Source organism: Methyloceanibacter sp., assembly GCF_050726195.1.
Lineage (GTDB): Bacteria > Pseudomonadota > Alphaproteobacteria > Rhizobiales > Methyloligellaceae > Methyloceanibacter.
Genome location: NZ_JBOHJC010000002.1, coordinates 41316 through 62360 on the forward strand (window position 1 = coordinate 41316; position 21045 = coordinate 62360).

The following is a 21045-nucleotide window of genomic DNA, read 5'->3' on the forward strand; positions in this document are numbered from 1 at the left end:
CCTGCCCCGGATATGGCTATAGGCCCCACGATCGGCAAGCGACTGTGGGGCCCGCTGCCTTAGCAAACCTGTCCCAGGGGTGCAAGGTTTGGCCTAGGATAGCGGCCCGATGCTGAACACCGCTCCAAAGTCGCCGCCCCAAGCGGACCTGGCGCCCGTCGAATGGGTCATGACGCCCGGCCCAGTGCCCTACGAAGCCGCTCTTGCGGCCATGGACGCCCGCGTCGCGGCGATTGCCGAGGCCCGTGCTCCCGAATGCGTGTGGCTGCTGGAGCACCCGGCGCTCTACACCGCCGGGACGAGCGCCGATCCCGCCGAACTGATCGATCCGAAGCGCTTCCCCGTGTTCCGCACCGGCCGCGGCGGACGCTACACCTATCATGGCCCCGGCCAGCGCATCGCCTATGTCATGCTCGATCTTTCGGCTCGCGGCCGCGATGTCAGGGCCTATGTGCGTTCGCTCGAAACTTGGCTGATCGCGGCGCTCGCGCGGCTTGGCGTCGCGGCGGAGCGTCGCCCGGGCGCCGTCGGCATCTTCGTTGGCGGAGCGAAGATTGCCGCCATCGGCGTCCGCGTGCGCCGCTGGGTGAGCCTGCACGGGGTGAGCCTCAACGTCGATCCCGACCTCGAGCACTTCTCAGGCATCGTACCGTGCGGGCTCGCGGGCACGAAGGTCACGAGCCTTGCCGCGCTCGGAGCCGAGACGGGCATGGCCGCGGTCGACGCGGCGCTCTGCACCGCCTTCGAGGAGGTCTTCGCCGCAAGGGCAGTCAGCGCCACCGGTCGGTCGCGAGCACCTTGAAGCCGGACGGTGGCGCCCCGCCTTCGTCCGTAATGGTGACGGCGGTCACCTGCGCGTCGGGCGGGCCCTTGGCGCAGCGCTTCAGCATGTCGTCGACCGCCGCGCGCGGCCCGGAGAACACCGCCTCGACGCTGCCGTCGCTGGCGTTCCGCACCCAGCCGTCGAGACCGAGCGAGCAGGCGGTGTCGTAGGTCCAGGCGCGGAAATAGACGCCCTGCACCCGGCCTTCGATCCTGACCGTCACCGTGCGCCGCTCATTGTTACTTTGCGTCATAACCAATTGTACCGCGAACAAGTCCCGCGCGAGACTCGCGACTTGCTCTCCCCTCCCCCCTTGCGGGGGAGGGATAGGGAGGGGGGTGAGCCGCAGAATCCGAGTCTGCCGCTTACCCCCCTCCCGTCAAGCATCGCCGAGTTGGCGACGACCTCCCCCTCAAAGGGGGGAGGTGAAAGCACGCAGCTCCAAGGTCAATCACGCGAATTCGAGGATCACGGCGTCGACATTGAGGCTGTCGCCTGGCTTGGCGAGAATCTTGGAGACGGTGCCGTCACGCTCCGCCTTCAGCACGTTCTCCATCTTCATCGCCTCGACCACGCAGAGCGTGTCGCCGGCCGCCACCTCCTGGCCTTCCGCCACGGCGAGCGACACCACGAGCCCAGGCATTGGGCAGAGCAGCAATTTCGAGGTGTCCGGCTTCTCCTTGACCGGCATCAGCGCCATCAGCTCGGCCTCGCGCTCGGTGTAGACGCGCGCCGGCACTTCCACGCCCTGATAGGTGAGCACGGCGCCGTTCAAGATCGAGCGGACCTGCACCGCGGCGGCTTCGCCGTCGGCCGTTCCTTCCCACACCGGATCGCCGAACCACCACGACGAGGCCAAGGTCACCATGCGGACACGCTCGCCGGTGCCCTCGCCGCCGAACGTCACCGTCAAGGGGTAGTCCCGCCCATCCACCTTTACCCGGATCAGCTCTGCGCCGAGCTCGACCATGCGCACTTCCGAGAAGCGCACCGGCTCGCCGTACATCTGTTGGGTGATGGCCCGCCGCCGCTGGTTGGACAGATGATCGATGCTTGCCGCCACCGCCGCCAGCACGTCGCGCACCTTGCCTTGCGGCACCGGCGGCTGGAATCCTTCCGGGAACTCCTCGGCGATGAACTTGGTGGAGAGCCGCCCTTCCCGCCACCTCTTGTTGCGCATCAGCACGGCAAGGAACGGAATGTTGTGGCGGAAGCCGTCGATGGCGAAGGCGTCGAGCGCGCGGCCCATCTGGTCGATGGCTTCGAGCCGCTTCGGCGCGTGGGTGACGATTTTGGCGATCATCGGATCGTAATAGACCGAGATCTCGCCGCCCTCCTCGACGCCGGTGTCGAGCCGTGTGGTGACGCCGCCTTCGGTGCCGAGCTTGGGCGGCCGGAAGCGGACGAGCCGTCCTGTAGACGGCAGGAAGTTTCGCACCGGGTCCTCGGCGTAGATGCGCGCCTCGATCGCCGAACCGTCGAGCTTCACGTCCTTCTGCTTGATGGCGAGCTTCTCCCCGGCGGCGACCTTCAGCATTTCCTCGACGAGATCGAGCCCGGTCACAAGCTCCGTCACCGGGTGCTCCACCTGGAGGCGCGTGTTCATCTCGAGGAAGTAGAAGTTGCGGTCCTTGTCGACGATGAACTCGACGGTGCCTGCCGAGTCGTAGCCGACGGCCTTGGCGAGTGCGACCGCTTCCGCGCCCATCGCCTCGCGCGTATTGGCGTCGAGAAATGGGCTCGGCGCCTCTTCGATGACCTTTTGATTGCGCCGCTGGATCGAGCATTCGCGTTCGCCGAGATGAATGACGTTGCCGTGCTTGTCGCCGAGCACCTGGATCTCGATGTGCCGCGGTTCCTCGATGTACTTTTCGATAAATACGCGGTCGTCGCCGAAGCTCGACTTGGCCTCCGACTGCGACGAGGCAAAGCCCTCCGCCACTTCCTTCTGGCTATAGGCGATGCGCATGCCCTTGCCGCCGCCGCCAGCCGAGGCCTTGATCATGACCGGGTAGCCGATGTCGTCGGCGATCTTGGCGGCCTCCTTGGCGTCCTTGATCACGCCGAGATGACCGGGCACGGTCGAGACCTTCGCCTTCGCCGCGAGCTTCTTCGATTCGATCTTGTCGCCCATAGCCTCGATGGCTTGCGGGTTCGGCCCGACAAAGACGATGCCGGCCTCTTGAAGCGCCTTGGCGAAGGCGGCGTTCTCCGACAGGAACCCGTAACCCGGATGGATCGCCTCCGCGCCAGTCGATTTGGCGGCGTCGATGATCTTGCCCATGTCGAGATAAGACTGCGCTGCCGCCGCAGGCCCGATGGGCACCGCCTCGTCGGCCATGTCCACATGCAGCGCGTCGCGATCCGCCTCGGAATAAACCGCAACGGTCTTGATGCCGAGCCGCTTCGCGGTCCGAATGATCCGGCAGGCAATCTCGCCACGATTGGCGATGAGAAGCTTCTTGAACATCAATCCCCGCCCGCTTTTGGCTGAGGCTTTCTAGAGGCTCGCCGGGGGCGAGTAAACCGGCGAACGCGGTCGGTGGAGCGGGGGACTACTCGGCGGCCTCTGGCAGGTCCTTGCCGCGCCCTTGGCCGCGCCGCCGGCTATTGCCCGGCGAGGTGGCGGCGGAGGCGGCGTCGGCGGCGGAGCCGAATGCCCTTGCCTCGGGCGAAAGCTGGCCCTTGGCGGGCGCGTCCTCGGCCTCGGCCGGGAACAGCAGCCCCGTCTCGGCTTCGGCATCGAGCTCTTTGATCTCCTCGCCGGCCTGACCCTCCGGGGGCGCAGGCACAGCCTCCTGAGCCCGCCTTCCAGCTTGAGCCGCGAGCTTAGCCTTCGCCATGGCGTGGTCTCTGGCGAGATAGGTGTAGATCGTCGGCGTCACGAACAGGGTGAACAAGGTGCCGATGGTCATGCCGGCGGCGATGACCACGCCGATATTGAACCGGGCCGCGGCGCCGGCACCGCCGGCGATCAGAAGCGGCACCATGGCGACGACCGTTGCCGCCGTGGTCATGAGAATGGGCCTGAGCCTGAGAGCAGCCGCGTGCTCGATCGCTTGGGTGCGGGTGTAGCCTTCGTCCTCCTGCAGCTTGTTGGCAAAGTCCACCATGAGGATGCCGTGCTTGGAGATCAGCCCGATCAGAGTGACGAGGCCGATCTGCGTGTAGATATTGATACTGGCGAGCCCGGCGTTGAGCGGGATCAGCGCGCCGAAGATCGCAGTCGGCAGCGCGATCAGGATGATGATGGGATCGCGGAAGCTTTCATATTGCGCGGCGAGCACGAGATAGATCACCACCAGCGCGAAGATGAACGTATAGACGAGCGTATTGCCCTCCTGCACGAATTGCCGGCTCTCGCCCTGCCAGTCGTAGGAGAACCCATCGGGGAAGCTCTCCGCCGCCTTTTTCTGGAGGAACTCGATTGCCTCGCCGACGGTACGACCCGGGAACGGCACCGCCGTCAAAATGGCGGAGTTGAGCTGCTGAAAGTTGGTGAGCGAATTGGGTTGCACGGTCTTCGTCACCGTCGCGACGTTCGACAGCTGCACCAGCTCGCCGGAGCTCGTGCGGATCTGGTAGCGCGTGAGCCAATCCGCCGTGTCCCTGAACTCGCGCGGCACTTGCGGGATCACCCTATAGCTGCGGCCATAGAGATCGAACAGATTGATGTAGTTGCCGCCGAGCAGGGTCGCCAGCGAATTGCCAACATCGGCCATGGTGATGCCGAGCCGGTTCGCCTTGTCGTGATCGATCTGGAACTCGATCTGCGGTGTCTCGAAGCGGAGGTCGGAGTCGGAGAAGATGAAGAGCCCGCTCTCCTTGGCCGCCTTGTCGACGTCGGCGAGCACTTCGGCGAGCTGCTCGAAGTCATGGGTCGTGGTGATGACGAATTGCACCGGCGGTCCGCCCACAGAGCCAGGCAAAGTCGGCGGCGAGAACGAGATCGCCTGCGCCGTCGCCAGCGCCTCGATCCGGGGCGACAGCTCCTGGAGCACTTGTTTCTGATTACGCTCCCGCTCGCCCCACGGCTTGAGCAGCATGCCGGAAAACGCCTGATGAATATCGGGGACACCGTTGATGGTGAAGACGTGCTCGCTCTCGGGCACGGAGCTGTAAACGCGGTAAAGCTGTTGAGTCGCGTCCTCGACGTAGTCGAGATTCCCGTATTGCGGCGTCTTGACCAGGGTGAACAGGATGCCCTGGTCTTCCTCCGGCGCCAGCTCCCGTTGGGTCGTCATGTAGAGGAGGCCTGAGGCCGCGATGACGCCGATGAGCACGAGCACGGTGACGGGACGATAGTTCAGCGTGCCGCGCAGGCGGCGCTGATAGCGTTGCTTTAGCCCCTCGAAGCGGCGGTCGAGCCATGCCGTCAGCCGATCGGCGCCGCCGCCCTCCGCCTGCGACTTCAGCAGCTTCGAGCACATCATCGGCGACAGTGTGAGCGCGATCACGCCCGACACGATCACCGCGCCGGCGAGCGTGAAGGCGAATTCCCGGAACAAGACGCCGGTCAGCCCCGACACGAAGGCGATCGGCGCGAACACCGCGGCGAGCGTGATGGTCATGGCGATCACGGGATAGACGATCTCGCGCGCGCCGAGCAGCGCCGCCTCGAACGGCCGCTTACCCTCCTCGATGTGCCGGTAGATGTTCTCCACCACGACGATGGCATCGTCCACCACGAGCCCGATGGCCAGCACGAGGGCAAGCAAAGTCATCAGGTTGATGGAGTAGCCGAGCGCGAGCAGCATGGCGAGCACGCCGACCAGCGACAGCGGAATAGTGACGATGGAGATCACCGTCGACCGGAGATTGCCGAGAAACAGGAAGATCACGACGACGACGATGATCGCCGCCTCGCCCAACGTCTTCACCACCTCCCACAGGGAGGCGCGGATGAAATTGGTGGCGTCATAGGCGATGGCCGCCTCGAGCCCCGGCGGCAGCTCCTTTTGGATCTGGGGAAACGCTTCCCGTACGTCGGAGATGACCGTCAGCGGGTTCGCCGTCGGCGTCGCATAGACGCCGATGAACACGGCTTTCAGTCCGTCGAACACCGACGAGGAATCGGCATTTTCCGGCCCAAGCTCGATCTCGGCGATTTCGCTCAAGCGCACCAGCGAGTCGTCGCGCGTGAGGACCACGAGCCGGCCGAACGCCTCCGGACTGCTGAGCGAAGTCTTGGCGTCGATATTGGTCTGAGTGAAGTCGCCCTTCACCTGACCCGGCGCCGAGGTGAAGTTGTTGTCGGTGAGCGCCTCGCGCACATCGAGCGGCGTCACGCCCAGCGCCGCCATGCGGTCCGGATCGAGCCAGATGCGCATGGAGAACACCTGGCCGCCCATCATCTCCGCATTGGCCACCCCATTGATGGTTTGCAGCTTGGGCTGCACCACGCGCTGGATATAGTCGCTGATCTGTGACGAACTCATCACCTCCGAATTGAAGGAGAGGTACATCAGCGCGTACCCCTCCCCCGTCTGCTTGGTGACGATCGAGTCGTTCGCCTCGCGGGGCAAGATGCCCTTCACCTGGGCGAGCTTCGACAGCACGTCGGTCATCGCCCGGTCAGGATCGGCGTCGAGCTTCAGGTTGAGCGTCACCGTGCTCACGTTCTGGTTCGACGTCGCGGTCAGCGTGTCGATGCCCTCCGCGCTCGCCACCGCCTGCTGGATGGGCACGGTGATGAAGCCCTGGATGAGGTCGGCGTTGGCGCCGGGATAGGTCGTGACGATGGTGATCGTGGTGTTGGACAGCTCGGGATACTGCCTGATGGGCAGCTTGAACCCGGCCTGCGCCCCGACCAGAAGGATCAGCAGGCTGACCACGGTGGCGAGCACCGGCCTTTTGATGAAGAGATCGGTGAAGCTCATCGCGTTTACTGCTTCGGCATCACTGCCGGCGGCTTCAGGGTATCGGCGTTGTCGATCTTGACGGTGGCTCCCGGCTGTAGCTTGAGCTGGCCGCTGGTCACCACCTGTTCCCCGGCCTTGACGCCCTCGACGATGGCCACCCGGCCCTGTTGCGTCGGGCCGACGCGCACGAAGCGGCGTTCGACAGTGAGTTTCGTCTCCTGATCGGGCGCATCGGCGGCGACCGCCGCTCCGACCGGCTTGGCGGAGGTCGCCGGCGCCTCGCTCTCGGCCGGCACCGGCGCCGTCTCCTTCACCACCCAAACGCTGTCGCCATAAAGGCTGTAGGTCACCGCCGTGCGCGGCACCGTGACCAGTTCCTTCGGCGAGCCGGCAAGCACCGCCACTTGCGCGAACATGCCCGGCAGCAATTTACGGTCGGGGTTCTTGAGCGTGCCCCGCACCATGAGGGTGCGGCTGTCCTTGCTGAGCCGCGCGTCGAACGCCTCGACGATGCCCTCGAACACGTGGCCGACATAAGTGTCGACGGTCAGCTCGATCTTGGCGCCGACCTTGAACTTGCCGACGTCGCCCTCGGGCACGGGGAAATCGACCCAGATCGGATCGAGCGCCTGGAGCCAGACCAGCGCCTGCCCCGGCGACACGTATTGCCCCTTCTCCACCCGCCGCAGGCCAAGCTGCCCGGAGAACGGCGCCAGGATCGTCTTCTGCGCGATCAACGCCTCGATGCGTTCCATGGCGGCGACGGCGGAGTCGCGTTTGGCGATCGCCGATTCGAGCGTCGCCTGGGACGTGACCTCGCGCTTCACGAGGCTGGCCTGCCGCTTCAAGTGAAGCTCGGCCTCCTGCAGCAGGGCCTCGTTGTTCTTGAGATCGGCCAGCTCCACGGAGATGTCGAGCTGAACGAGCTTCTCGCCCTTCTGCACGTCCTCGCCACTGTCGAAATAGTACTCGCTGACAATGCCGCCGACTTCGGGCGCTACTTCCACGCCCTCGATGGCGATGAGCGTGCCGATCGAACGAACGCGGTCGGTCCAGGTCTCGAGTTTGGCGGGTTCCGCCGTCACGGTGGCCGTGGGCGGCGCCATCTTCGACACGAAGTCGGCGATCATCTGCGGTTTGAAGACGAGATTGAAGTAGCCGACCCCGCCCAGAAACAGGGCGATGATTATGCCGGCGATGAATAGGCGCTTGACCATGACCGTTAAGCTTGTGCCCCATCCCCCCGTGACGGAACGATTGCAGGAATCGCTTTAGCCGGGGGAGACGGCGAAATTGCGCCAATTCTGGGCGCAGGGCTCAATCGGATAGCAGCCTCCGAAGGGCTTGGAAACTACCCAAATGTCAACTTTGAGCCGCGACCGAGAGTTAGGGCGAGGCCCATTGCGGGACAAGCGGGCTTCGGGCGAAAACGGATGAGAGTCTTAATGCACGCTGCGGGTCGCAGGGCTAGTCAGCTTTCCGCGAGCGCTGGCCTGAAGAGCTAGGCGGCCCTGACCTGAAGCGCGGCTAGTTGCAGCCTTTGCTCCGTTCCACCTTAGTGATGGCAGAGATGTTGTGGCGCTCGACATTGCTGAGCGGCACATCCGCGGCATTGTCGTACAGGCATCCGGCGTTGCCGAAATACTTGATGGCCTTCGCCGTTTTGAAGCAGTACCCGTTTTCCTTGTAGATCGTATTGCGCACGTCCCACAGCGGCTGACAGCCGAGCTGTTTGAGATGATAAGGCTTGAAGTAGTCCTTGTCGGTGCAGCCGATCAACTCGTAGCAATTGGCCAGCGCCGGCGTCGCGGCAACCGCGAGCGCTATCGCCGCGCCGGCAGCGACACTCGCGCAAATTTTCCGCACCCAAGCTCCGCAAGACGAAGACTCAAGCACCATGTAATCCTCCAAGCATTAAAGGGAACCGCGCAAAGCGGGGCAATCTATCATGTACCGCCGTGCCCCGGGGAGCACGAAAGATGTGGCGGCTTGTCTAGTCGTCGATGAAGCCGAGCGAGCTCGCGATACCGCTGCCCCCGCCCGAATGCCTGGAAGGCGCCGAGGCGACCGATCCTTGCGACTGCTTCGGCTCCGGCGGCGGAACTGGAAAGCCTTCCGTGTCGCCGAACAGGGCGCTCGCCATCTTGCGATCAAGCCCGTAGAGATCGCCGAAGGTCGCAACCTCGCCCTCCTCGTCCACCACGGCCGTGAAATAAGTGGTGTGCACCGGCGGCGGCGTGTCCAACGTCACGGCGCTGTTGACGCCCTTATCCCACAAATCCTTGACCTTGCTCGCCGGCCATTCCTTGTCCTCGGCAAGGAGAAGCTCGGCGAAACGTTGCGGATCCTCCATGCGGACGCAGCCGTAGCCGATGGCGCGCACCTTCTCCTTGAATACCTTGCGCCGGTAGGGAAGCGTGTCGTGCATGTAAACAATGTGCTTGTTGGGATAGAGGAACTTGGCCTTGCCGAGCACGTTGGTCGGCCCTGTCTTTTGGGTGAACGTGAAGTTATGAATGTTCACGCGGTTCCAATCGACCTTGCTCGGATCGACAGCCTTCCCCTGATAGCTCACCTGAAGCTTGTTGGACTTGACAATGTTGTAATGCTTCCGGCGCAACGCGGGCAGCAGCTTGTCCTCTAGAACCGATGGCGGCGCGACCCAATCGGGATTGAATACGATGGTCTTCATGTCGGCCGAAAACACCGGCGTGGCATAGCCGATCGTGCCCACGAGAGTCTTGTCCGTGAAGATCGTCTTGCCGTCCTTGACCAGGTACAGCATGAAGTCGGGCGTGTTGAGCTGGACGTAGAGCGACCCAAGTCTTCCGGCATCCACCGCCAGCGCTCCATATTGATGACAATGCGGCGCTCGGCGGTCTTGTCCTTTGCGGTCTCTTCTGCGCGGGCTGCCAGCAGCGCCGCGCGCAAGCGGCCGAACTGCTCGTGCCTGGGATGCAGCGATTGCAGATAGGCGCCGGGCGCCTCCGCCGCGCCGATTTCGGCGATCACTTGCTTGGGGTCGCGCACCGGCGGCGCTTGGTCTAGCAATTCGCTGATCTCAATTGGCTTGAAGCGTCCGCCGCGCGCGAGGCGGGCATATTTCAGAATGGCGAGACCGAGCGCGATCTCGGCCTCCGCCTGTGCCGCTTCGTTTGCAGGCAAGGCGCCGGCGTCCGGCAATGTGAACGCCTTGGCGTCGAGGCCCCAATCGTCGGCTCTCCCGATCTCGTCCACGGCCTCCTGCCCGCGCGCCGAGAAGCCCATCTCCGTGATCCAAAGCGGCGGCTCGGTTCGCGCGCCGTAAAATGCCCGGAGCGCGGCGACATCGTCCGTCTCGGCGCCCTTGCCGGCGTCCGGGCCGGTCAGCTTTTCGCGGATGGTCGCCACCACGGGATGCGGCGGTGGAAGGGGCGCCGTCTCGGACTGCGCCGGTGCCAGGGATGCAGGCGCGGCAGCCAACCCCTCGGCTGGTGCATCCGACGCGGTGGAAGTTGCCTCAGGCGCGGGAGCATCCTCGGCACGTGCAGGTAGAACGCCCGCCAAGCTCGCGGCCTGGGCCATGCAACACAGGACGGCGATCAGGAAACCCCCGCGCATCCCCTACCCCCAAGAGACTGCCGGGAATTTACGCGAGACGGCTCGGTTCGGCCACCCTGATCGTCAGGGGGTTCGGCGCCACTTTGGTCAGCCGAATGCAGTCGGGGCCGCGCCGCGCGGCATCGCGTCGGCGCGCGCCGGGCTCGTGTTGAGGATTGCCGCCAGCTCGTCGAGCGCGACCAGGATGTCGTTCAACGCCCCCGTCACCTCATCCGCCTGTGCCACGGCGAGGTCGTCGGTGAATGAATAGTCTTGCAGGATCTCAAGCGCCCGCTCGAGAAAAAGCACCGACTCCTCGTGCTTCTTGATGCGGTTCTGAATGGCTAGGCCGTGCCAATCGAGCACGCGCGCGACGAGGTTGTCCTCGCCGTTAGCCTTTCGTCTCGCCCGGCCGCGCAACCGCCCGAGCCGCTCGGCCGCCCGCTTTTGATGCACAACGCTTCCCTTCCGATCGGCGATGTCGTCGCGGATCGCCTGCTCGATTAGGGCGCCGACGTCCATGGACGATAGGTCGTGCTCCGCATGGATCACGAGGCCGAGCTTCTCGGCGATAATCTCGATGGCGCCGCCGTCGAAATTGTCGGGGCGTGGCGGGTCGATCTCCCCCGTCTCGTCGTAGCGTCTACGGCGCTTCGGGTCGGACAGGACGGCATAGGCCACGACCAGCTCGTTGAAGGCCTCGACGGAGCCGCCGGTATCGGGATGCGCGGACTTGGCCTTGCGCCGGTAGGCCTTATGGATGTCCTTTCGGGGTGCCGCAGGCTTCACGCCCAGTATTTGATAGAGGTCATTCAACGGATTCCCCCGCCGCAGCCTAGGGACCTGCCCTCCGCCCCCTCCCACCCGGGGCGGCCCCCGCCAGTCCACGACTCTTTCATGGCCTCGGTTTGTGTCCTGCTAATGGCAAGGCCGTTCCCCTGGCGGACCGCGCTCCTTCCCAGTGTGCTGGATCTGCCCTCTAGCCTTGATCGAGAATTGCGGTAAAGAATGCAGCGACCGCGCCCAATCGGCTAAGCGGGTTGGGCTTGAGGCACGAACTGGCGACACCAGAGGGAGACGGGCCACACATGCGTTACTTCCACTCCTTGGGTGGCCGCACTCGCACGTTCGACTCGTTGCAGGCATCGCTCGCACCTGCCACCGGCCGCGTCGTCTCTGAACCGTCCAAAAACCGAAGTCTGCCATGACCGGCACAATGACGTTGCAGGAGCTGCGGGCGGAAGCCGACCGTGGCGATATCGACACGGTAGTGGCCTGCTTTCCCGACATGCAAGGCAGGCTCGTCGGCAAGCGCTTTCACGCCGAGTTTTTTCTCAACGGCGCCTATGAGGAAACGCACGGCTGCGACTATTTGCTTGCCAACGACATCGATATGGAACCGGTACCGGGCTATGCGGTCGCCAACTGGGAGCGAGGATACGGCGATTTCATCATGAAGCCGGATCTCTCGACCCTCCGGCGCATCCCGTGGCTTCCGGCTACGGCGCTCGTGCTGTGCGATGTGCTCGACCACCACCATCACGAGCCGCTCGCGCATAGTCCACGTACCATGCTGCGAAAGCAGATTGCACGCCTCGCCGGCATGAAGATGTCTGCCCGCATGGCGTCGGAGCTCGAGTTCTATCTGTTCGACGAGACCTATGAGACGGCGCAGGCCAAAGGCTGGAATAATCTCAAGACCACGGGCAGCTACATTCAGGACTACCACGTCTTCCAGACCACCAAGGAAGAGGAAGTGATGCGGGCCATCCGCAACGGTTTGCAAGGCGCCGGCATCCCGGTCGAGAACTCGAAAGGCGAATGGGGGCCGGGGCAAGAAGAGGTCAATGTCCGCTACGCCGATCCGCTCACCATGGCCGATTGGCACGTCGTCCTGAAGAATGGCTGCAAGGAAATCGCCCATGGGCTCGGCAAGGCCGTGACCTTCATGGCCAAATGGCGCTACGACCTTGCCGGCTCATCGAGCCATATCCACACTTCGCTGTGGGACGCCGCCGGGAAATCCTCCCTCTTCCTCGACCCCAAGGGCGAGCACGGCATGTCGGAGCTGATGCGCCACTTCGTGGCGGGACAGCTTGCCTACGCGCGCGAGATCACCTGGTTCCTTGCGCCCTATGTCAATTCCTACAAGCGCTTCCAGGCCGGCACGTTCGCGCCCACCAAGTCCATCTGGTCGCTGGACAATCGAACGTCCGGTTTCCGCCTGTGCGGCGCCGGCACCAAGGGCATCCGCATCGAGTGCCGCATCGGCGGTGCCGATTTGAATCCCTATCTTGCCTTCGCCGCGCTGATCGCGGCCGGTCTTGCCGGCATCGAACAGAAATTGGCGCTCGAGGCCCCCTATGTGGGTGATGCCTATCGGGGTGAGGCGCTGCCTGAGGTGCCGAAGACGCTTCGTGAAGCGACCAAGCTGATGCGCGGTTCGGCGATGTTGCGCGCCGCCTTTGGCGACGAGGTCATCGATCATTACGTTCACAACGCGGAGTGGGAACAATTCGAGTATGATCGCCGCGTCACCGACTGGGAGTTGAAACGCGGTTTCGAACGGTCATGAGGTGAGAGGCACAAAGATGTCAGCGAACGTGAAGATCATCTCCCCCATTGACGGCTCGGTCTATGCCGAGCGGCCAATTGCCGGCGACGCCGCCATCGATGCCGCAATCTCTGCCGCCCGCGCCGCCATGCCCCAGTGGAAGGCTACGCCAGTCGCCGAGCGTGGCCGCTATATGCTCGCCTTCCTCGACGCCCTGTCGGCGATGAATGACGACATCACCACGGAACTTGCCTGGCAGATGGGCAGGCCAGTGCGCTATGGCGGTGAGAAGGGCGGCGCCGAAGAGCGCATCCGCGCCGTGGTGGCGATGGCGGAGGAGGCGCTCAAGCCCTACTTCCCGCCGGAGAAAGAAGGCTTTCGCCGGTATATCGCCCGCGAGCCGCTCGGCATCGTGCTGGTCATAGCCCCATGGAACTACCCGTATCTCACCTCCATCAACACGATCGTCCCGGCCCTGCTCGCGGGCAACGCGGTCATCCTCAAGCATGCCGCCCAGACCTTGCTCGTCGGCGAGCGCTTCGCCGAGGCCTTCAAGCGCGCCGGCCTGCCCAAGGGTCTGTTCCACAATCTCGTCATGTCCCATGAGCAGACCGAGAAGCTGATTGGATCGGGTCGTGTCGACCACATAAACTTCACGGGCTCAGTGGCCGGAGGCCGCGCCATCGAGCGCGCGGCGGCCGGCACCTTCGCTTCCCTGGGTCTCGAGCTCGGCGGGAAAGATCCGGCCTATGTGCGCGCCGACGCCAAGCTCGATCATGCCATCGAGAATCTGGTCGACGGGACGTTCTACAATTCCGGTCAATGCTGCTGCGGCATCGAGCGCATCTATGTCGATGCGGCGGTTTACGACGATTTCGTCGAGGGCTTTGCCGACCTCACCCGGAAATATGTGGTCGGCAATCCGCTTGACCAGTCGACGACTCTCGGGCCCATGGCGCGCAGCACCTTCGCTGACACGGTGCGTGCTCAAGTCGCCGAGGCGCGGAGAAAGGGCGCGACCGCACTCATCAACATGAACGTGGACGGCGACAAGTCCGGTTCGCCGTATCTCGCGCCCGAAGTACTGGTCGACGTCAATCACCAGATGGAGGTGATGCGGGAGGAAAGTTTCGGTCCGGTCGTCGGCATCATGAAGGTGCGCGACGACGATGAGGCGATAACGCTCATGAATGACAGCCCCTATGGGCTCACCGCGTCTATTTGGACGCGCGACATGGAACGCGCCGCAGAGCTTGGCAGCCGCATCGAGACCGGCACGGTCTTTATGAATCGCTGCGATTATCTCGACCCGTATCTGGTCTGGACCGGCGTCAAGGATACCGGACGCGGCGTCACCTTGTCGAAATTCGGCTTCGACACTTTGACCCAGCCTAAGAGCTATCACCTGCGTGACGTCTGACCGGCCGCACTGGAAACGCCCATGAGCAATGCACCCACCGCCAATTGGAGCTACCCGACCGCTGTCAGGTTAGGTCCCGGCCGTATCAAAGAACTCGCCGAGGCTTGCCGGGCGGCAGGAATAAGCCGCCCTCTGCTCGTTACCGATGCCGGTCTTGCCAAGCTCCCGATCACCGAAATGACGCTCGGCCTCCTGGAGAAGGCCGGGCTTCCAGCCGCCATGTTCGCAGACGTGCAGCCCAATCCGGTGGATGCGAACGTCGAGGCGGGGATCGCCGCGTTTCGCGCCGGCCACCATGACGGCGTGGTCGCCTTCGGCGGCGGCTCGGGTCTCGACACCGGCAAGGTCATCGCCTTCATGGCCGGGCAGACCCGGCCGCTGTGGGATTTCGAGGATATCGGCGATTGGTGGACGCGCGCCGATGCGGACGCCATCGCGCCCGTTGTCGCCGTGCCGACCACCGCGGGGACCGGATCGGAAGTCGGCCGCGCCGGCGTGATCACCCAGGAGGCTACGCATACCAAGAAGGTGATCTTTCACCCGAGGATGATGCCCCGCGTCGTGATTTGCGACCCGGAGCTCACCGTAGGCATGCCGCCCGCCATCACCGCCGGCACCGGCATGGACGCGCTTGCGCATTGCCTCGAGGCCTATTGCGCCCCGAGCTATCACCCAATGGCCGATGGCATTGCGGTCGAGGGCATGCGGCTGGTGTTCGAGAACCTGCCCAAGGCGGTGAAGAATGGAAACGACCTCGAGGCCCGCGCGCACATGATGAGCGCCGCGGCGATGGGCGCGGCCGCCTTCCAGAAAGGCCTCGGTGCCATCCACGCCCTGTCTCACCCGGTCGGCGCGCTCTACCACACCCATCACGGCACGACCAACGGCGTGTTCATGCCCTATGTGCTCGTGTTCAATCGTCCGGCGATCGAGGCGAAGATCGAGCGGCTCGCGGGCTATCTTGGCATCGATGGCGGATTCGACGGTTTCCTCGACGCAGTGCTCGCCCTCCGTATGGCTACGGGGACCCCCAACGACCTTAGCGGCCTCAAGATCGATGGTGGCAAGGCCGAGGTCATCGCCGAAATGGCCGTCGTCGATCCGACCGCCGGCGGCAATCCCATTCCGCTCACCAAAGAACTGAGCCGAAAGCTGTTCGACGCGGCGTTGTCAGGGAATCTGGCCGCGGCGGCGTAAGTCCGCTGAGCTTGGACATGCAAATCTTCGCTCGTTACGAGGCGCCTTGGGCGTCACTGCGCTGCCCCGCCCCGCCTCACGAATACCCTTTGACGGACGGAGCGACGGTATAATAATGGGCGTAAGAATATGGGGACATGGTTTCCCTCCTACCGGAAGAGCCCGCGTGCGGGGCACTTCGTGGTGGCAAGGTCCGTTGAACCGGGGGGAAGGTTATGCGTGACATCAGAGACGACCTCCAAGACCGCGCCGATCAGCTGAGGCGGCAGATCAAGGCTGCTCACGTCCAGTTCGAAGAGTCCTTCGAGCAGATCACAAAGGAACAGGGCGGCAGGCTTAAGGATCTGCAAGTAGAGCTCGACGCCGTGAAACGGCTGATCGCCGTGGTGACGTGGCACCAGAACGTTCGCGCTGTCATGGCCCGGGCTGTGGCCGCAGCGACCGCGGTCGCCCAGGTCACAGAGGCCGCATGCCGTTCATCTCATCGGCAGGCGGAGGGCCACCCGACCCCCGCCGAGTGACGGCCGGGCGTGCAACATGGCCGAGGAGCCGGCCATGTTGCGCGAAGAGCGATACCGCCCGAAGCTAATTGATGGGTTGTTTCCAGCGCTGGACCGCGCGCGCCTTGGTGACCTCTCCGGAATCCACGAGCGTCTTCACGCATTTCAGGGAGAGGCTCTGGCCTGCCTGGTCCATGCATTTGCGCAAGCCCGGATCGCTGACCGCATAGACGCCGCAGAACCGCTTGTAGTCGCCCTTGCAAGCGCCCTTCACCGCGGCGCTGTAGTCCGCGGCGGCCGGGTATGACAGCGCGGTCAGCCCGACCGCGAGGAAAACAGACGAAAGAAGTCGTATAGGCATGGTAAGCACTCTCTCCGCATATTAGTCGGCCTGGCACCAAAGCTCAGGCCGTCCCCGGCAGTTCGGCCGGAGACTAGCAAGAGCCGACCGGCTCCGACAGGGGCATAATGTTGCATTTCATTGCTAGAATTGAGGCCGGTCAGCTGCCGGTGACGCAGCCCGAATAGGTCTCCTTGCCGTCCTTGCCTTCGGTGACGAAGGCCGTATCGCCCTTGTTCCAGAACACGAAGGTCTCGTCCGCGTTGGCATAGCGCGCCCCCGACGCGGACATGGCCTGGGGCACCGTCATGGCGCGGCCATCGCTGAGCTTCAGGTCGACTTTGTCGGCGTAGAAGGTCGCCTCGATGGACTTGCCCTCCTTGCACTTGAAGACCGCCGTGGCGACCGGCGTCTCGGCGGCCGCAAGCCCCGTCGAAAGCCCGATCCAAAAGATGATAAACAAGGCCAAGTTCGACCGTCTTTCCATGCCGCTCTCCTGTCTTGACCCTGCCGCGTCGTGGCAACCAAATTAGCCATTCTGGCACAAAAGACTGCCAATTCTCTCTTAGTCTGTCGCGACGAGAACGCCTAACATCGCGGCCCATTGTAAGCCTCAAACCAGGGAAGAAACACAAATGCCAAGACTTATCCTTGCAGCACTCGCTGCGCTGGCCGTCACGCTCTTCGGCTTGGGGCATCCGGCCCAAGCCCAGATCTTGGATCCATCGGTCCACGGCCTGAAGCGCCTGGAGCCTCTCGTTTTCGGCATCGACGGCGACGGCTCCAAGATGGCCCCGATGGAATACCGGCTCAAAGTCGGCCAAGGCTACCGCTGGAAAATCAAGGCCTCAGACCTGACGGAGTATGCCTTTGTCGCGCCAGCCTTCGTCCGCAACGTTTGGATCCGCAAGATCGAAGTGGGTGAAGTCGAGATCAAAGCCGTCACCTTCGACGAGCTCGAGTTCGAGAACGGCGGCGAGGCCGAGGTGTTCTTCGTCGCCGTCCGGCCCGGCACTTACGAGTTTGGCTCCAAGGGATTGATGGAGCGCGGCGTCGTCGGCAAGATCATCGTCGAGTCGGCCGATGCGGACGACTCGGCTGCCGCGCCCGCGCCTGCCGCCGCCGCCGAAAAGGCGGACGATGACGATGACGACGACGACGATGATGATAATGATGACGATGACGATGACGGCGACGATGGTTAGCCGCCGGACTGCCGCGAAATCGCTGCGCCGATCGTTTCCGGCGTAACGGTCCCGACGCCTTTGGATCGCTGCCCGCTCCGCTTCATGGAGCGGGCACATCGTCTCATCTCTCCCCTTCTTGCGGGGGAGGGACGAAATAACGTCCCCGCGGGAGGTGGGACAAGTTTGGCGGGTGGCGTTCCATGTAGACCTTCCGCTATGGTTTTGAGATGACCTCCCCGAAGCGCAAGCTCCTCCCCTGGGCCGCGATCCTTGGCGGCGTGATGGCGGCAATCCTGCCGGCCGGCGCTCCAGCATTGGGGAAGCCCCTCGCCCCACCCAATGTGACGGCCGCCTCGGTCTATGTCGTCAACGCCGACACAGCTCAATCCCTCTACGAAAAGAACGCGGACAAGGCCTACCACATCCTCAGCCTCACCAAGCTGATCACCGCCTATGTCCTGGTCGAGCGCACCAGCGGCCAGCTCACGGACACCGTCACCGTCACCCAGGCGCATATCAGACCGGGATCGTCGGCGGGCTTGCGCCGTGGCGACGTCTGGACGTTGGCGGACTTGCTCTACGGCACCCTGCTCATGTCCGGCAACGACGCCTCAGTCGCCATCGCCGATCATGTCGGCCGCGCTCTCCTCGCGCAGGAGAACAAGAAAGGCGATCCCATCGCTCGCTTCGTCCAGGACATGCGCGCCGCCGCCGCCAGCCTCGGCGCCAAGCGCACGCAGTTCGCCGATCCTTATGGCCTGTCGGCGTCAAATGTCTCGACCGCGCGCGACTTTGGGTTGATCGGGCAGACGGTGTTTCGCGATCGGAGGATTCTGCCCTACTGGGCCTGTCCCCGACGGAGCCTCACCATCGGCGGGCCCCAGGCACGCACCGTGACGCTCGACAGCACTATCGAGATCCTTGGCGAGGACGGTATTCTCGGCGCCAAGACGGGCTCCCATGTCGGCAAGAACATGTATCATCTCATTGCCGGCTGGAGGGCGCCGAACGGGGAAACCATCGTCACCGTCGTGCTCGGCAGCAAGCGCAACGCTGCACGCTACGACGACATGCGCGCCATCATCGCCGCGCTGCCGCGGGACTTTCCGCAGCTTGCCGATCCCGCCACGGCCGCCATCGCGGCGCCCGGCGGCACGAGCGCCTGCCGTTAGACCATTGTTGCCGTTGACCGCCTCAGTTGATCTCTTCGGCCTTCGTCAGGAGCTCGTTCAGCGACATGCGGCAATAGGGCCGCAAGTCGGACTTGCCGCTCCGCGTCACGATGCGGAAGCCTTCATCCTTGTCCGCCACCGCCTGCTTCAACAGGTGCTCCTTGTCGATCGAGGCGTCCTTATTCACGTAGTACGTCTCGATCTTGGCCATCGCCGCCTTGGCCAAGTCGGCGTCGGCGGTGCTGAGCTGCGCTTGGCTCTGGCATTGCAGGACGATCTCGTATTCGGCGTAATAGTTCTTGAGCGAGGCCGAGAGATTGCCGCCGAACGCCGCGCCCGACATCAACACGACACACCCGGCCAAAAGCCACCCACAGGCGCCAAAGCGCATTTCCGTTCCCCCTCGCTGGCTGAGATTGAGCGCGTCTTATTATACGAGATGGGCCGGCGGATCAATTGCAGCGGGGACACACTTGCGAAGGAATCCGCGGGCCAGCGCCTAGCTCAACGCCTGGAGCAGCCCGCGCAGGCTGAGCAAGATGATGACGACGCCGACAAGCATCATGAGCGGCCGATCCGGGATCGTCTTTGCAATGTAGGCGGCAATCGGTGCAGCAATTGCGCCGCCAACAATCAGACCGGCAATGATCGGCCAAAGCTCAAGTCCGATCGTGCCTAGGAACGTCAGTGAGATGACGAGCGTCACGAAGAACTCGGCGGCATTGACCGAGCCGATTGTATAGCGGGGCTTCGCGCCTTGGCCGATTAGCGTCGTCGTGACGATCGGGCCCCAGCCGCCGCCTCCGGCCGCGTCAAGGAAACCGCCGCCAAAGCCCAGAGGCCCAACCCAGGTGGGTGGCTCGCTCGACTTGGCACCGCCGATAAACGCCTTGAAAACGATCCAGGCGCCCATGAGCAAGAGATAGCCCGTGATGATGGGCTTGATGATCTCGACCGGGACGGCCGTGAGCACGTAGGCACCGAGCGCGCCCCCGATCACGCCAGGAACCGCCAGCTTCCTGACCGTCGCCCATTGGACATTGCCGAGCCGCCAGTGAGCCGCGCCGGAAATGCCCGTTGTGAACACCTCTGCAGCGTGGACACTTGCGCTCGCCGTGGCGGGCGGCACGCCAAAGCTCAAGAGAACGCTGGTGCCCGAAAGGCCATAAGCCATGCCTACGGCACCATCGACCATTTGCGCCGCGAAACCCACCGCGACGAACAAGATGAAATCTTCCCACATGTGGGATCTTTCCGGTTGTTGAGCGGGCCCGCTTTAACGCCGAACCAGCGTGCGGGGTTGCACCTGGGCAGAAGCATTCGGCGAAGCCATCGTCGTCATTTTGGCGCCGTTGGCTTGTTGGTCGGCCAGTTATGCGTCTCGTCGGCCGCGTCCCGGCACCAGCGATAAAGCGCGTCATAGAGGAGCATCCCCGCCTCGAGCTGCTCCAGATCGTCGGCATACATGCGGGACAGGCCGAGCGATGCCGCAAGCAACCCCGCCGCTTGTGGCGCGAGATCCAAGCGCGCCGTGTCGGCTCCGCGCACCACGGCTGCGAGCCGACGAAGCGGATCGGTGTTTAGCCCGAACTCATCGATCATCGTGTCGAACGTGCAGGTCTCTCCGCGATGGCTCCAGAACACTTTCTCGATATCGAAGGGCGTGGCCCGGAATTGCTCTGCGACGGCGATCACCTCGGATGGAGCGACAAACAGGAAAACAGCGCTGCGATCGATGAAACGGCGAATCAGCCACGGGCAGGCAATGCGGTCGATCTTGGGGCGCACCCGCGTCACCCAAACAGTACGGCCTTGCGCATCGCGCGGCGGAATCTTCGCCTGCGGCACCACCGGCAACCCCGCCTGGCGCCATGCCTGAAATCCGCCCTCCAAGACTTCGGCGGGAATTCCCTCATGGCGCAGATGTGCCGCCGTCCCTTGGCTAAGCTCTAGGCCACTTCGACCGAGCGCGATGGCGGATCGTCCGTTCAGGAGTCTGACCCAGGCGCTCGCCTCGCCGGGCTCGCATCGCATCGCCGACGGGATAAGATGCGGATCGACGTTGAAAGCGTCTTCCGTCCGCACGTCGATGAGCACCGGGCACTTCGGTGTGCCGACGAGGCGGGCCAGCTTGTCGACGGTAATCGTGTTTGGCGCTGGCATGGGCGTCCCTTTCTCTCGGTCGAGCGGAACGCGATGCTTCGGCCTTGCGCCTCGTGGGGAGATCGCGGGTCCCCAGAGCCCGAGTAGGCAGCACCAAACGTGGGAGTGTCAAGCGCGCTGGCCGCCCGCTGCTTCAAATCGCAATATTGTCATGCTTCTTCTGGGGGGTCTCGATGTGCTTGTTGCGCAGCATCTGAAGTGCGCGCAATGCGCATGCTCGAAGTCACGGAGCGGGCGGATTATTTCTCA

20 protein-coding genes are annotated in these 21045 nt (G+C 63.9%); 7 read left to right on the forward strand and 13 right to left on the reverse strand.

Features of this window, described 5'->3' with window-relative positions; genetic code table 11:
• Positions 1–109: 109 nt before the first annotated feature.
• The gene (lipB, locus tag ACRECX_RS01570) at positions 110–802 is read left to right on the forward strand and encodes a lipoyl(octanoyl) transferase LipB (protein WP_431557058.1); all 693 of its coding nucleotides are present in this window, start codon (positions 110–112) and stop codon (positions 800–802) included.
• Here lipB and ACRECX_RS01575 read toward each other — a convergent pair.
• The 8 genes from ACRECX_RS01575 to ACRECX_RS01610 form a co-directional block, all read right to left on the reverse strand.
• On the reverse strand, positions 771–1076 hold the full coding sequence (locus ACRECX_RS01575) for an acylphosphatase (RefSeq protein WP_431557059.1): 306 nt from the start codon (positions 1074–1076) through the stop codon (positions 771–773). The two genes, lipB and ACRECX_RS01575, sit on opposite strands and share 32 nt — an antisense overlap.
• Before the next feature lie 198 nt (positions 1077–1274).
• The gene (accC, locus tag ACRECX_RS01580; RefSeq protein ID WP_431557060.1) at positions 1275–3293 is read right to left on the reverse strand and encodes an acetyl-CoA carboxylase biotin carboxylase subunit; all 2019 of its coding nucleotides are present in this window, start codon (positions 3291–3293) and stop codon (positions 1275–1277) included.
• An 85-nt stretch (positions 3294–3378) separates the two neighbouring features.
• The gene (locus ACRECX_RS01585) at positions 3379–6702 is read right to left on the reverse strand and encodes an efflux RND transporter permease subunit (RefSeq protein WP_431557061.1); all 3324 of its coding nucleotides are present in this window, start codon (positions 6700–6702) and stop codon (positions 3379–3381) included.
• A gap of 5 nt (positions 6703–6707) precedes the next feature.
• Positions 6708–7901, reverse strand: a complete 1194-nt coding sequence (locus ACRECX_RS01590) for an efflux RND transporter periplasmic adaptor subunit (RefSeq protein WP_431557062.1) — start codon at positions 7899–7901, stop codon at positions 6708–6710.
• Between the two features lie 310 nt (positions 7902–8211).
• Positions 8212–8550 carry a YARHG domain-containing protein gene (locus tag ACRECX_RS01595; RefSeq protein WP_431557063.1) on the reverse strand — a complete coding sequence of 113 codons (339 nt, stop codon included), beginning with the start codon at positions 8548–8550 and terminating at the stop codon, positions 8212–8214.
• A gap of 127 nt (positions 8551–8677) precedes the next feature.
• A complete protein-coding gene (locus tag ACRECX_RS01600) occupies positions 8678–9469 on the reverse strand; it encodes a L,D-transpeptidase family protein (protein ID WP_431557064.1) in 792 nt (263 codons plus the stop codon).
• A complete protein-coding gene (locus ACRECX_RS01605; RefSeq protein ID WP_431557065.1) occupies positions 9373–10146 on the reverse strand; it encodes a hypothetical protein in 774 nt (257 codons plus the stop codon). The genes ACRECX_RS01600 and ACRECX_RS01605 overlap by 97 nt, the downstream gene beginning before the upstream one ends.
• Before the next feature lie 225 nt (positions 10147–10371).
• Positions 10372–11079, reverse strand: coding sequence for a DnaJ domain-containing protein (locus ACRECX_RS01610; protein WP_431557066.1), 708 nt, complete (start codon positions 11077–11079; stop codon positions 10372–10374).
• 388 nt (positions 11080–11467) lie between these two features.
• Here ACRECX_RS01610 and ACRECX_RS01615 point away from each other — a divergent pair, with 388 nt between their 5' ends.
• The 4 genes from ACRECX_RS01615 (at position 11468) to ACRECX_RS01630 (ending at position 15955) form a co-directional block, all read left to right on the forward strand.
• The gene (locus ACRECX_RS01615; protein ID WP_431557067.1) at positions 11468–12838 is read left to right on the forward strand and encodes a glutamine synthetase family protein; all 1371 of its coding nucleotides are present in this window, start codon (positions 11468–11470) and stop codon (positions 12836–12838) included.
• Positions 12839–12854: 16 nt separating this feature from the next.
• Complete coding sequence (locus ACRECX_RS01620) at positions 12855–14237, forward strand: aldehyde dehydrogenase family protein (RefSeq protein WP_431557068.1); 1383 nt, start codon at positions 12855–12857, stop codon at positions 14235–14237.
• A gap of 21 nt (positions 14238–14258) precedes the next feature.
• Positions 14259–15434: an iron-containing alcohol dehydrogenase gene (locus ACRECX_RS01625; RefSeq protein ID WP_431557069.1), complete on the forward strand. Its 1176-nt coding sequence runs from the start codon at positions 14259–14261 to the stop codon at positions 15432–15434.
• Between the two features lie 215 nt (positions 15435–15649).
• The gene (locus ACRECX_RS01630) at positions 15650–15955 is read left to right on the forward strand and encodes a hypothetical protein (RefSeq protein ID WP_431557070.1); all 306 of its coding nucleotides are present in this window, start codon (positions 15650–15652) and stop codon (positions 15953–15955) included.
• A gap of 64 nt (positions 15956–16019) precedes the next feature.
• Here the strand turns inward: ACRECX_RS01630 and ACRECX_RS01635 are convergent, their stop codons facing one another.
• Positions 16020–16295: a hypothetical protein gene (locus ACRECX_RS01635; RefSeq protein WP_431557071.1), complete on the reverse strand. Its 276-nt coding sequence runs from the start codon at positions 16293–16295 to the stop codon at positions 16020–16022.
• 139 nt (positions 16296–16434) lie between these two features.
• A complete protein-coding gene (locus ACRECX_RS01640; RefSeq protein WP_431557072.1) occupies positions 16435–16743 on the reverse strand; it encodes an MliC family protein in 309 nt (102 codons plus the stop codon).
• A gap of 166 nt (positions 16744–16909) precedes the next feature.
• Between ACRECX_RS01640 and ACRECX_RS01645 the strand changes: the two genes are divergently transcribed.
• A complete protein-coding gene (locus ACRECX_RS01645; RefSeq protein ID WP_431557073.1) occupies positions 16910–17479 on the forward strand; it encodes a copper-binding protein in 570 nt (189 codons plus the stop codon).
• Positions 17480–17688: 209 nt separating this feature from the next.
• Positions 17689–18633: a D-alanyl-D-alanine carboxypeptidase family protein gene (locus tag ACRECX_RS01650; protein WP_431557074.1), complete on the forward strand. Its 945-nt coding sequence runs from the start codon at positions 17689–17691 to the stop codon at positions 18631–18633.
• Positions 18634–18655: 22 nt separating this feature from the next.
• Here ACRECX_RS01650 and ACRECX_RS01655 read toward each other — a convergent pair whose 3' ends face one another.
• The 3 genes from ACRECX_RS01655 to ACRECX_RS01665 form a co-directional block, all read right to left on the reverse strand.
• The gene (locus tag ACRECX_RS01655) at positions 18656–18982 is read right to left on the reverse strand and encodes a hypothetical protein (protein ID WP_431557075.1); all 327 of its coding nucleotides are present in this window, start codon (positions 18980–18982) and stop codon (positions 18656–18658) included.
• 150 nt (positions 18983–19132) lie between these two features.
• A complete protein-coding gene (locus ACRECX_RS01660) occupies positions 19133–19876 on the reverse strand; it encodes a sulfite exporter TauE/SafE family protein (protein ID WP_431557076.1) in 744 nt (247 codons plus the stop codon).
• Positions 19877–19971: 95 nt separating this feature from the next.
• Entirely contained in the window at positions 19972–20796 is an 825-nt protein-coding gene (locus tag ACRECX_RS01665) for a chromate resistance protein ChrB domain-containing protein (protein ID WP_431557077.1), read from the reverse strand.
• Positions 20797–21045: the final 249 nt, after the last annotated feature.

What these genes read in the sequence shown, in the direction of transcription:
- lipB (WP_431557058.1), top strand. Translation starts at nt 110, where the DNA reads ATGCTGAACACCGCTCCAAAGTCGCCGCCCCAAGCGGACCTGGCGCCC.
- ACRECX_RS01575 (WP_431557059.1), bottom strand. Translation starts at nt 1,076, where the DNA reads ATGACGCAAAGTAACAATGAGCGGCGCACGGTGACGGTCAGGATCGAA.
- accC (WP_431557060.1), bottom strand. Translation starts at nt 3,293, where the DNA reads ATGTTCAAGAAGCTTCTCATCGCCAATCGTGGCGAGATTGCCTGCCGG.
- ACRECX_RS01585 (WP_431557061.1), bottom strand. Translation starts at nt 6,702, where the DNA reads ATGAGCTTCACCGATCTCTTCATCAAAAGGCCGGTGCTCGCCACCGTG.
- ACRECX_RS01590 (WP_431557062.1), bottom strand. Translation starts at nt 7,901, where the DNA reads ATGGTCAAGCGCCTATTCATCGCCGGCATAATCATCGCCCTGTTTCTG.
- ACRECX_RS01600 (WP_431557064.1), bottom strand. Translation starts at nt 9,469, where the DNA reads ATGCTGTACCTGGTCAAGGACGGCAAGACGATCTTCACGGACAAGACT.
- ACRECX_RS01615 (WP_431557067.1), top strand. Translation starts at nt 11,468, where the DNA reads ATGACCGGCACAATGACGTTGCAGGAGCTGCGGGCGGAAGCCGACCGT.
- ACRECX_RS01620 (WP_431557068.1), top strand. Translation starts at nt 12,855, where the DNA reads ATGTCAGCGAACGTGAAGATCATCTCCCCCATTGACGGCTCGGTCTAT.
- ACRECX_RS01625 (WP_431557069.1), top strand. Translation starts at nt 14,259, where the DNA reads ATGAGCAATGCACCCACCGCCAATTGGAGCTACCCGACCGCTGTCAGG.
- ACRECX_RS01630 (WP_431557070.1), top strand. Translation starts at nt 15,650, where the DNA reads ATGCGTGACATCAGAGACGACCTCCAAGACCGCGCCGATCAGCTGAGG.
- ACRECX_RS01635 (WP_431557071.1), bottom strand. Translation starts at nt 16,295, where the DNA reads ATGCCTATACGACTTCTTTCGTCTGTTTTCCTCGCGGTCGGGCTGACC.
- ACRECX_RS01645 (WP_431557073.1), top strand. Translation starts at nt 16,910, where the DNA reads ATGCCAAGACTTATCCTTGCAGCACTCGCTGCGCTGGCCGTCACGCTC.
- ACRECX_RS01650 (WP_431557074.1), top strand. Translation starts at nt 17,689, where the DNA reads ATGACCTCCCCGAAGCGCAAGCTCCTCCCCTGGGCCGCGATCCTTGGC.
- ACRECX_RS01660 (WP_431557076.1), bottom strand. Translation starts at nt 19,876, where the DNA reads ATGTGGGAAGATTTCATCTTGTTCGTCGCGGTGGGTTTCGCGGCGCAA.
- ACRECX_RS01665 (WP_431557077.1), bottom strand. Translation starts at nt 20,796, where the DNA reads ATGCCAGCGCCAAACACGATTACCGTCGACAAGCTGGCCCGCCTCGTC.